Origin of the sequence: Binatus sp. (SeqCode) (genome assembly GCF_050013435.1) — a bacterium.
Taxonomy (GTDB): Bacteria; Desulfobacterota; Binatia; order Binatales; family Binataceae; genus Binatus.
The window spans coordinates 1-10,735 of sequence record NZ_JBEKFG010000100.1 but is presented as its reverse complement, the minus strand read 5'-3'; the positions used below and the strand labels follow the sequence as shown (position 1 = coordinate 10,735).

At 60.8% G+C, this 10,735-nt stretch carries 10 protein-coding genes; 1 reads left to right on the top strand and 9 read right to left on the bottom strand.

What is annotated here, in order from left to right; genetic code table 11:
• Together ABSB13_RS15580 and ABSB13_RS15575 are read right to left on the bottom strand one after the other, a co-directional pair.
• Positions 1 to 385 (bottom strand): cytochrome b/b6 domain-containing protein (locus tag ABSB13_RS15580; protein WP_428110154.1); only part of this gene is annotated, 385 nt, incomplete at its 3' end.
• On the bottom strand, positions 385 to 1,446 hold the full coding sequence (locus ABSB13_RS15575) for a cytochrome c3 family protein (RefSeq protein ID WP_428110153.1): 1,062 nt from the start codon (positions 1,444 to 1,446) through the stop codon (positions 385 to 387). The genes ABSB13_RS15580 and ABSB13_RS15575, both read right to left, overlap by 1 nt.
• A 201-nt stretch (positions 1,447 to 1,647) precedes the next feature.
• Between ABSB13_RS15575 and ABSB13_RS15570 the strand changes: the two genes are divergently transcribed.
• Positions 1,648 to 2,850 carry an acyl-CoA dehydrogenase family protein gene (locus ABSB13_RS15570; RefSeq protein ID WP_428110151.1) on the top strand — a complete coding sequence of 401 codons (1,203 nt, stop codon included), beginning with the start codon at positions 1,648 to 1,650 and terminating at the stop codon, positions 2,848 to 2,850.
• A gap of 45 nt (positions 2,851 to 2,895) precedes the next feature.
• On the opposite strand, the gene ABSB13_RS15565 is transcribed toward ABSB13_RS15570, so the two are convergent.
• The 7 genes from ABSB13_RS15565 to ABSB13_RS15535 form a co-directional block, all read right to left on the bottom strand.
• Positions 2,896 to 4,341 carry a coniferyl aldehyde dehydrogenase gene (locus ABSB13_RS15565; RefSeq protein WP_428110150.1) on the bottom strand — a complete coding sequence of 482 codons (1,446 nt, stop codon included), beginning with the start codon at positions 4,339 to 4,341 and terminating at the stop codon, positions 2,896 to 2,898.
• A gap of 140 nt (positions 4,342 to 4,481) precedes the next feature.
• Positions 4,482 to 5,225: a hypothetical protein gene (locus tag ABSB13_RS15560; protein WP_428110148.1), complete on the bottom strand. Its 744-nt coding sequence runs from the start codon at positions 5,223 to 5,225 to the stop codon at positions 4,482 to 4,484.
• A 169-nt stretch (positions 5,226 to 5,394) separates the two neighbouring features.
• Positions 5,395 to 5,769, bottom strand: coding sequence for a hypothetical protein (locus ABSB13_RS15555; RefSeq protein WP_428110147.1), 375 nt, complete (start codon positions 5,767 to 5,769; stop codon positions 5,395 to 5,397).
• A gap of 131 nt (positions 5,770 to 5,900) precedes the next feature.
• Positions 5,901 to 6,128 carry a hypothetical protein gene (locus ABSB13_RS15550; RefSeq protein WP_428110145.1) on the bottom strand — a complete coding sequence of 76 codons (228 nt, stop codon included), beginning with the start codon at positions 6,126 to 6,128 and terminating at the stop codon, positions 5,901 to 5,903.
• Between the two features lie 40 nt (positions 6,129 to 6,168).
• Positions 6,169 to 8,529, bottom strand: coding sequence for a phosphoketolase family protein (locus tag ABSB13_RS15545; RefSeq protein ID WP_428110144.1), 2,361 nt, complete (start codon positions 8,527 to 8,529; stop codon positions 6,169 to 6,171).
• Positions 8,530 to 8,532: 3 nt separating this feature from the next.
• On the bottom strand, positions 8,533 to 9,732 hold the full coding sequence (locus ABSB13_RS15540; protein WP_428110142.1) for an acetate/propionate family kinase: 1,200 nt from the start codon (positions 9,730 to 9,732) through the stop codon (positions 8,533 to 8,535).
• Positions 9,733 to 9,807: 75 nt separating this feature from the next.
• On the bottom strand, positions 9,808 to 10,735 hold a 928-nt coding region (locus ABSB13_RS15535; RefSeq protein WP_428110141.1), incomplete at its 5' end, for a transaldolase.

The window sequence follows — 10,735 nt, the reverse complement described above, 5'->3', positions numbered from 1 at the left end:
CCCAGTACTCGAACTTCTGCCGGTAGTCGAAGCGATCGAAGCGCGCGGGCTTGTCGGAGATCCTGAGGTAGTAACGCAACTGAGTGATGGCGTCCTGGAAGTCCTTGCGGCTGGCAATCATCGAGGGTCTGGCCCGGCGGGTAAGCACCAGAAACAGCCCGATCGAAACGTGAATAATCGCGAACACGGTGAACGCGATCCCCGCCGCACGGTGTATCCACCTCACCCGGTCGATCCCGCCGATCGCGTTGATTGTCCAGATTGCCCAAGGGGCGTCATAAAATTTCTGCGCAAACCCGGTCACGCCAAGCACGAGAAACAGGATCATCACAGTGAGATGCTCAATCCGTTGTCGAACCGAAAAGCGTTGGATGTACTCGTTCATCATATGTTTACCACCACCCGCCAAAGATGCAGGAGGATCTGAATGACCAACCCGCCGACCACGAACGGAATGAAAATCATGTAAAAAAGCTTGACCAGGTAAACCAGCGGCGCATGCCTCAGGCTCGGCTCGTAGTGCCCCATCCACGCCGAAGAAAAGTTCGGACCGGCGCCTTTATGACAATGCTGGCATCTGATGAGCAGGTTGGCCTTGATCACGCCGGATCCCGGACCTTTGACCCAGGTGATGTCGTGCACACCATGGCAGTCCGTGCAGGTGGCGGTGAGCGCGGCGGGCTTCATGCCCTGGGAACGATACAGCGACGCCGTCAGTCCATGAAAATCGGCGAGGTAGGTGGTGAGCACGTCAGTGGAGATCCCGTATTTCGCCATCAGTTTCTCGTTCGTATGACAGTGCGCGCAAAGCTCGGAAATGCGCAGGTGCGATTCGGTCGTCATCGGATTGGCGTTGTCGTGCGCATGGTGACAATCGGTGCATACCGGGACGTCGGGGTTGCCCTTGGCCAGGCCGGCGGCGTGAGCACTTCGTGCGTATGCGGCGCCGACGGCAGTATGGCACTGCGCGCACGTCTCGGAGATGTGCATGCGCGGTTTGGCCGGTGGTCCCATCGCGTGCGAGCCGTGGCAGTCGACGCAGGTCGGCGCTTTCTCCTTGCCTTTTTCCAGGGCCGCGTAATGAACGCCGTCAAGCAGCCTGGTGTACTCGGCGAAGTGGCATTGTTTGCACGACTCGTAATATGCCAGCGACATCGCACGCCGGTCCTTGAACTGCCGCGCCGGGTGCGGCACCGCGGTGATGTTGGTGTGGCAGTTGGTGCAAGCGAGCTTGCCGCCGTGAACCGAATGGGCGAAGCTTTCCGAATCGACGTACAGCGACATCGTCTCGCCATCACCCAGCTTGGCCGAAGCATCCAGCTTGCCGTGACACTTCAGACAATCATCGTTTGAGGGAGGGTCGGGCGCGGCGGGCGCGGCCTGCCCGGCACTGGCGATCATTAGAGTGACTAAAAGAACAAAATATTGAAGCAGCTTCCGGCTCATCTTCCTCCCCCGCTTTGGCGCATTCTCCGGGGATGTCTCTTCGGTTGTTGAAACGAAGGGGACTCGTTAGTTACTTAGGCGGATTCTCGTTCGTTTTCAAGCCAAATCGCGCGATTGAGCGGGCCGCGAAGAACGCTGCGGGGGCTTGCCTCGGACCGAGTCTGTGGTAATTGATAATCACATTCGAGCCCAGGAGGCCCTATGGCCCGCATCGCGCCCGCTCAAAATCCCTACGAATTGACCGAAGACCAGCGCCGCACGCTGGCGCTGGCCGACGAGTTCGCGCGCAAAGAGCTGGCGCCGCTGGCGAAGCAGATGGACGACGACGAGTGCTGGCCGGAAGGACTGTTCCGTCGCCTCGGCGCGGCCGGCTACCTGGGCCTGACGATCCCGGAGTCGGAAGGCGGACCCGGACTCGATCTTTTTTCGTCGGCGCTGGTGGGCCAGGCCTTTGCGCGCTGGAACCAGGCCGTCGGTCTCTCGTGGCTTGCCCACGAGAATCTCTGCATGAACAACGTCCAGCGCAACGCGAGTCCGGAACAGAAGAAACGCTACTTGCCGGGTCTCGCCGACGGGACGCTGGTCGGCGCGCTCGGCCTTACCGAGCCCGGCGCCGGCTCCGACGCACTCGGCGGCATGCGCACGACGGCGCGACGCGACGGGGATCATTACCTCCTGAACGGGCGCAAGCTGTTCATCACAAACGGCTCGATCGCCGATGTGCTGCTCGTGTACGCGAAGACTTCGCCCGAGCTTGGCCCCAAGGGCATCAGCGCGTTCCTCGTCGAGAAGAGCGCGCCGGGCTTTTCGGTGGCGCAGAAGCTCATCAAGATGGGATTTCGCGGCAGCCCGACGGCGGAGCTCGTGTTCGACGACTGCCGGGTTCCCGTCGGCAACCGCGTGGGTGAGGAAAACGCCGGCGTCGCGATCGTCATGAGCGGGCTTGACCTCGAGCGCGCGGTGGGCGCGACCTTGTCGATCGGGATCGCTGAACGCTGCTTGCAGCTTGCCCTCGATTATGCGCGGCAACGCAAACAGTTCGGCCGTCCGATCGGTGACTTCCAAATCATCCAGGCAAAGCTCGCCGACATGTACACCGCGATCGAGTCGATGAGAGTGCTTGCTTACCGGGCGCTCGCGGCCGTGAACGTCCTGGAGATCGGCGGCGGCGGTCGTGGCGGTGTCCATAAGCTCACCGCAGCGTCCATTCTCTACTGCGCGGAAGCGACCTCGCGCGTGGCAGCCGACGCCGTGCAGATTCACGGCGGCAGCGGCTTCATGTGGGAGATGGAGGTGAACCGCCTCTATCGTGCGTGCAAGCTGATGGAGATTGGTGCGGGCACCAGCGAGGTGCGGCGCATCATCATCGCCGAGGAGCTGCTGCGCTCAGGCGTCGCGGAATGAGGTCGAGGCAGCGCCGGCGCGAACTTGGCGGTTTAGCCCCGCGCGCTACCGCAGCATCAAAAGTTTCAGCATGGTATCGGCGAGTTTGCCGAAGGGCGGACGCAGCATCCACGCGCTGTTGAAGCGGCTCTGCAAAAACACGCCCTTGCGGTGCGAGAAGGTCTGGAAGCCGAACTCGCCGTGATATGCGCCGATGCCGGAGGGACCGATGCCGCCGAACGGCAAATCATCGACCACGATATGCATCAGCGTCTCGTTGACGCCCACGCCGCCTGAAATCGTCCGGTGCAGAACTTCATCGCGCTGCTTGGGGTCCAGCCCGAAATAGTAGAGCGCCAGCGGACGCGGCCGGCGATTGACGTACTCGATCGCTTCGTCGAGCCGGTCGTAGCTTTTGATCGGCAGGATCGGGCCGAAAATCTCATCGCGCATCACGCCGAGTCCGTCTTCCGGATCGAGCACCAGCGATGGAATGAACTTGCGCGCGCCCGGCTCCAGCGTCTCGCCAGCCGGATTAATTTCGACGACCGCGACGCCTGCCGCCTTGGCCTCGTCGATATAGTTTGAGAGGCGGCGGTAATGGCGTTCATTGACGATACTGGTGTAGTCGGGATTTGACTTGAGGCTTGGATAGAACTTACGGACCGCAGCCTCTGCCTGCCGGACGAATTCGTCGCGCCGCGCCCTGGGCACGAGAACGTAATCCGGCGCGATGCACGTCTGGCCGGCGTTCATCAGTTTGCCGAAGATGATGCTTTCGACCGCGGCGGACATCGATGCGTCGTCGCCGACGATGCACGGCGATTTGCCGCCAAGCTCCAGCGTGACTGGCGTCAGGTTCTCCGCGGCCGCGCGCATCACATTGCGGCCCACGGCGGTCGAGCCGGTATAGAAAAGATGATCGAACGGCAGCCGGGAAAACGCCTCGCCGACCTCCGGTCCGCCTTGCACCACCGCGACCTTATCGGCGGGAAAGAGGCCGGAAAGAAGCTCGGCCAGAAATGCCGAGGTGCGCGGCGTCAATTCCGACGGCTTCAGCATCACGCAATCGCCGGCCGCAATCGCCGCCATCAGCGGCAAAATCGAAAGCTGAAACGGGTAATTCCACGGGCTGATGATGCCGACGACGCCGACCGGCTGATAGATGATGCGCGCCGTTCCCGGCATCAGTTCCAGGCTGACCGAAACCCGCTTCGGCTTCATCCACTTGCCGAGATGACTGCTGGTATGGCGGATTCCTGCCAAGGTGGTCCAGATCTCGGCAAACCGGCTCTCATGCGCCGAGCGATTGCCGAAATCCGACGAGATCACCTCGGCGATCCTCTCCGTATTTTCCTTGATCGCTTGTTTGAGCTTGGCGAGATCCGCGCGCCGCGCTTCGAGCGAGGGCGCTCCGTTGCGAACAAACGCCTCGCGCTGGCGAACAAGTATCGCGCCGAGATCGCCTGCGCCATCCGATTGCGGGAAGTGCTGTATAGCTGTGGCCGTCATGGTCGTGATTATCGATCTTTACCGATTCGCAAGCGAGAGCCAGAACTTACGAGATTGCGACGGTAGGTGACTTCTCAAAACCTAATCCACGCGAAAAGTAACGTCCTGAGTCGCGCGCTTGCGGGCAAAATGCGCGCGGATCAGCGATTTTTCCGGCACTCGCGCATAACCCGGCCGAGTGCCGGATCGAGCGGCAATGATCCGATCGCTCGGGAGAGCGCGACCGACAGCGATTCGGCGGGGTCGGTCTCCAGCGGCAGAAATGATTCTCCCGGCCTGCTGGTCGGCGGCTCATCTTCGCTGCCACTGATCGAGCCGGTGCACAGCGTTGTCCCGTTGCGGTCTCGGACACCGAAGCGCAGCCGCACACGCGATGTCATGGTGAAATACCGGTCGAGGATGGGTTTCACCGGCTGAGAATGACAGCGGACGCAATCTCCGACTACGAAGAAACTTCCAATTCTCTTCGTCACGCGAAACTCTTCGACCTCGGTGGTGAGGAGAAAATCGGCGCCAGCCATTTCGTCTTTGCCTGCCGCGGCCGGCGCCGCCACCGCAAAGGCATCGAGCCCGCTGTCGCGCATTTGGGTCACGAGCGTTGCAACGATAAGGCCTTCGAGGTTTGTTGCGTAAAGCTTCGTCTCAATCTTCTCATCGGCTCCATACACGACGCCGATCTCGCGCTCGGCAAACGTTGCGAGCCCGCCAGGCGGAGTGATCGCTATCCTTGCGGGTTCAAAAGCGTTTCGCGTGCCGGGAACAAAACCGCGCAGATACCGAAGCTTGAGCGTCTGGCGTTGATCACACGCCGAAGTGAGAGCGACGACGCTCACGAATAGCACATACAAGAGACTGTTTCTGCGTGGCACGTTGATGCCGACCAACGCAACTCGGGTCCGGCTCTTATCCCTGTCGCGCGACCTTCTCGAAGGCGACGTTGGTCTGCCGGTCGGACTGCGATGGAAGAACGCGAGCATTTCGCTTCACAAACGCGAGGTCAAGCCCAAACGCGCAAGGACCGCGGCGTCGCGAGGCCGCGGTCCCTGGTGAGAATCAGCCCTTGGGCGCAGGCGGTTGAGCCGCGGGGCCCGGGCCATTCCATTGGCGATAGTGCCAACCCTCGGGAGGCCCATAGTAGCCGCCACCGGGACCATAACCCGAGTAAGGGGGCGGGGGTGGGGGTGGGCTATAGGGCATCATGCGCTGCCCTTCGCAGCCTCGCATTCCCGTCATCGGCGGCGGGTGATGACGCCGGTGATGGCCGGCTATCAAGATCGATAGCGCCACCAGGACGAGCGCCGCAATCAAGCCGCCTCGCCACCATCGATTTTCCTGCTGCGCCGCGAACTCGAGGCTTTCGATGCGTCGCTCGAGCCGGCCCAGCGCGTCGTCATTCTGAACCGGGGTGCTGGTTGATTCTTCAGGCACGTACTTCATGCTCCTTGTCGAACAGTGATGATAAGCGCAAGGCGCTCTCTATGTAAGACGCCAGGAGTTCACCGCGGTTTCGCCCCGGCTCACCCGCTGACGAATAGGCGGTTGTGAAAGTCCAGGCGTTGCTATTGTCCGACGGCGCCTGGCAGCGGCTGCTGCGGTTGGCTGCGAGGCCACCACGCCAAGTCGCCTGTCATCACATAGGTAAGCAGCGCTACAAGCATCAAACTCACGGCGACCCACAAACGCCAGTCATGATGCGCATGCTTCCAGTACGGACGATGGAAGCCATGATTAATACCGTCGCTATCCGGACCTTCGGGCGGGTGGTGGCTATGCTTCAGTTTATTCATTAATTTTCTGCCTTCGCGATCCTATGTCGTTGATCTGCGGCTACTTCCACTTCCAGTTACGGATTTCTGGCAAGTCCTGGCCGTGCTTGTCGATGTAATGCTGGTGCTCGATGAGCTTGTCCTGCATCATCTGCTTCAGATACGCCCCCTTGGCTCCCAGATGCGGCAGGCGGTCCACCACGTCTTGCACCAAGTGAAATCGGTCAAGGTCGTTCTGCACTCTTATGTCAAAGGCCGTCGTGATGGTGCCTTCTTCCTTGTAGCCGCGGACGTGTAAGTTGCGATTGGTGCGGCGGTAGGCCAGGCGGTGGATCAGCCAGGGGTATCCATGAAAGCCAAAGATGATGTGCTTGTCTGTGGTGAAGAGCGAGTCATAATCCTTATCGCTCAGCCCGTGCGGGTGCTCAGTGCTGGGCTGTAGCTTCATCAGATCGACGACATTGATAACGCGGATTTTCAGAGCGGGCAAATGTTCGCGAAGGATGGAGACGGCGGCCAGAATCTCCAGCGTGGGCGTATCTCCGCAACACGCCATTACCACATCCGGCTCGGAGCCCTGGTCGTTGCTGGCCCATTGCCAGATGCCGATTCCTTCCGTGCAATGCACGACCGCTGCATCCATAGTTAGCCATTGAGGCAGCGCATGTTTGCCTGCAACCACGACGTTGACGTAATGCCGGCTGCGCAGGCAGTGATCGAAGACCGATAGCAGGCAGTTAGCGTCGGGCGGCAGGTAGACGCGTACGATGTCGGCCTTCTTGTTGATAACGTGGTCGAGAAAACCGGGATCCTGGTGGGTGAAGCCATTGTGATCCTGCTGCCAGACGTGGGAGGCCAGCAGATAGTTCAGCGACGAAATCTTCCGGCGCCAGGGAAGTTCCAACGTTACCTTCAGCCACTTGGCGTGCTGGCTGAACATCGAATCGACGATGCGAATGAAGGCCTCATAGCTATTGAAAAGCCCGTGCCGTCCGGTGAGCAGATAACCCTCAAGCCAACCCTCGCACTGATGCTCGCTGAGCATCGAGTCCAGCACGCGTCCAGCGGGCGCGAGGAATTCGTCATTCTTAGCTTCCCGGGCGTCCCACTGACGATCGGTGACTTCAAAAACTGCGCCCAACAGATTCGAGAGTGTCTCATCGGGACCGAAGATCCGGAAATTGCGCTGATCCTGATTCAGCTTGGCCACGTCACGCAGGAACTTGCCCAGCACGAGGGTATCCTGGCCGTCGACGGCGCCGGGCGAGGGCACCTTCACCGCGTGGTCATGGAAGTCCGGCATTCGGAGATCGCGCAGCAGAATGCCGCCGTTGGCGTGGGGATTGGCGCCCATCCGCCGCTCGCCCTTGGGCGCCAGCTCGGCTAATTCCGCTCTGAGACGGCCATTTTTATCGAATAGCTCCTCGGCCTTGTAGCTCTTCATCCAGCTTTCAAGGAGCTTGACATGGTCGGGATGCTCGGGGTCCACCAGGAGCGGGACCTGGTGAGAGCGGAACGTGCCCTCGATTTGCAGGCCGTCCACGAATTTCGGTCCCGTCCAGCCCTTGGGTGACTTAAGGACGATCATTGGCCATCGCGGCCGAGTGGTGTCATTCTTCTTGCGCGCGTTGCTTTGGATTTGCCGGATGTCTTCGATGACCTGTTCCAAGGTACCGGCCATGAGTTGATGCATTTTTTCCGGCTCATCACCTTCCACAAAGTAGGGCGTCCAGCCGCAGCCTCGTAGAAATTGATCCAACTCCTCATGCTCGATGCGGGCGAGCACGGTCGGGTTGCTGATCTTGTAGCCATTGAGGTGCAGGATCGGCAGCACGGCTCCATCGGTAATTGGGTTGAGAAACTTGTTGGACTGCCACGCGGTCGCCAAGGGGCCTGTTTCCGCTTCACCGTCGCCGATGATGCAGGCGACGATCAGATCGGGATTGTCGAACGCGGCTCCGAAAGCATGGCTGAGCGAGTACCCCAGCTCGCCGCCTTCGTGGATCGACCCCGGCGTCGTCGGCGCAACATGGCTGGAAATCCCGCCGGGGAAGGAGAATTGCTTGAACAACTCTTTCATTCCGGCTTCGTCCTGGCTGACGTTCGGATAAATCTCACTATAGGTGCCTTCGAGGTAAGTGTTACCCACCAGCGCCGGGCCACCGTGCCCGGGACCGGCGATGTAAAACATATCCAGGTCATACTTCTTGATGACCCGGTTCAGATGCACGTAAATGAAGTTCTGACCCGGCGTCGTGCCCCAGTGTCCGACTACCAGCGGCTTCACGTGCGACAGTTTCAGCGGCTCTTTCAGCAGCGGATTGTCGTAGAGATAAATCTGGCCGACCGAGAGATAGTTTGCCGCGCGCCAGTATGCATCCATCTTGTGGAGCAGCTCCGGGGAAAGAGTTGTCGTGTTCATGGTTCAGTTCCCTTTCTTTGCGCCAATGCCTAGAACGTGGCAAACCGTCCTGGCGATCATGAGTTCTTCGTCTGTATGAATGACGCGGACAGCGACCCGGCCTGCCGCCGCAGAAATCACGCCCTCATTCGCCGCGTTGCGCTTTTCTTCGAGTTCGATTCCCAGGAATCCCAGCCCATCGCAAATCCGGGCGCGGACCGTGGGCGCGTTCTCTCCGATGCCGCCGGCGAACACCAGCGTGTCCAGTCCGCCCAGCGCGGCCGCGAATGCGCCGATCCACTTTTTGACCTGGTAGCAAAACAGCGCGACCGCTTCAGCCGCCCGCACGTCCTGCGTTTCACGCTCGAGCAAGTCGTGCATATCGGAACTGGTCTCCGACATCCCAAGCAGCCCGGACTGGAAATTGACCATCTCGTTGAATTGCTTCGCGCTCATTTCTTCAGTGCGCGCCAGATACCAAACCAGTCCGGGATCGAGATCGCCTGAGCGGGTACTCATCGGTACTCCGGCGGTCGGGGTGAAACTCATGCTGGTGTCCACGGATTTTCCGTCACGCACCGCCGCCAGGCTCGCGCCGTTGCCCAGGTGTGCGAGGATGACCCGGCCTTGCGCCGCTTCCGATCCGGCCAGGCGGGCCAGCTCTCCCACCAGAAACGCATACGACAACCCGTGAAACCCGTACCGCCGCACCCCCTGCGCTTCGTAGCGGCGCGGGATCGGCAACAACCGGGCGACGTGAGGCAGGTCATGGTGAAAAGCCGTGTCGAAACACGCCACCTGGGGCAGGTCAGGAAATCGGCGATGAAATGCCTCGGTCAAGAGGATCTCTTCGGGCATGTGGTCAGGATCGAATGGACTGAGCCGGTGCAGCTCCTCAACCATCTCCACAGTGATTCGCTGCGGCTCGCTATACTTCGGCCCGCCATGCACCACGCGATGCCCTACCGCGGTCAATGCATCACGCGCGCTGCGTTCCTCCAGCCAGTCCATCAACACATTAACCGCTACCGTGTGGTTCGGCACGGCCAGCGGCCGGAAAAAGTTCTCCGAACCTTTGACGGCAAACGTAGCGTCCGGCAGACCGATTCGCTCAATGCTCCCGTCTAACGCGCGATGCAGCGACTCGCCAGCTTCGAACAACGCGAACTTGATGCTCGACGAACCGCCGTTGATTGTCAGAATGCGCGGGCTAGCCGGTTTCATCGATGAGTCCTTCGCCGTTGTGCATCGAGACCAGGGCCGGCTTTGTTGCCAGCGGAGTCATCGTCGTGCGCATGTCTAGCTCTTGAGCTGAGTGCTCTTCTCCGCAATGCAGGCGAGAAGGTCATCCCAGGACTTGACGAACGACGCCGCTCCCTCGCGCTGCAGTTGTTCCGCCAAAGCGTAGCGGTCGATGCCCGCCTGCGTGAACCGCTCGAGGACTTGCTCGGCGTCTCCCCCGTCGGGCGGGATCGTGGCGCCGATGTCGCCGTGGTCGGCAAACGCCTGCAAGGTATTCTCCGGCATGGTGTTCACCGAGTACGGCGCCGCCAGCGACTTGACGTACAGGATGTCCGATGCTTTCGGATCCTTGGTGCCGGTGCTTGCCCATAACACGCGCTGCGCGCGTGCGCCGGCATTGAGGAGACGCAACCAGCGATCAGAAGCGAGCAGATCGCGATACGCTTTGTAGGTGTGCCTGGCCACTGCTACACCGAGCTGGTTTTCGAGGCTTGCGGGCGCCTTCCCCGCTACGGCCACGTCCCAGCGGCTGACGAACAGCGAGGCGACTGATGCAACCTGTGGGTTCAAGCCCGCGGCGACGCGTCGTTCGATACCGCGGAGGTACGCCTCTGCCGCCGCAACGTATTGCCGGCGCGAGAAGAGCAGCGTCACGTTGACCGCTACGCCTGCGAAAATCGACTCCTCGATGGCCGGGAGGCCCTCGTCGGTGCCGGGAATCTTGATGAAGAGGTTGGGCCGAGCCGCCCGCGCGTGGAGTTCTCGCGCCGCCGCGATTGTGCTCTTCGTGTCGTAGGCCAGCTTGGGTGAGACCTCGAGCGAGACCCAGCCGTCGACCCCGTTGGTCGCCTTGTGGACCGGAAGGAAGAGATCGGCGGCGCACGTCAGGTCTTCGATCGCGAGCTCGAAGAACAGCGCCTCGCCCGACTTGCCTTCCTTCAATTTCCGGCGGATGGCGTCGTCGTAGTCATGGCTGTTCTTAATG

Excerpts from the sequence above, each read along its gene's own strand:
- ABSB13_RS15575 (WP_428110153.1), bottom strand. The coding sequence starts at position 1,446 with ATGAGCCGGAAGCTGCTTCAATATTTTGTTCTTTTAGTCACTCTAATG.
- ABSB13_RS15545 (WP_428110144.1), bottom strand. The coding sequence starts at position 8,529 with ATGAACACGACAACTCTTTCCCCGGAGCTGCTCCACAAGATGGATGCA.
- ABSB13_RS15540 (WP_428110142.1), bottom strand. The coding sequence starts at position 9,732 with ATGAAACCGGCTAGCCCGCGCATTCTGACAATCAACGGCGGTTCGTCG.
- ABSB13_RS15550 (WP_428110145.1), bottom strand. The coding sequence starts at position 6,128 with ATGAATAAACTGAAGCATAGCCACCACCCGCCCGAAGGTCCGGATAGC.
- ABSB13_RS15570 (WP_428110151.1), top strand. The coding sequence starts at position 1,648 with ATGGCCCGCATCGCGCCCGCTCAAAATCCCTACGAATTGACCGAAGAC.
- ABSB13_RS15565 (WP_428110150.1), bottom strand. The coding sequence starts at position 4,341 with ATGACGGCCACAGCTATACAGCACTTCCCGCAATCGGATGGCGCAGGC.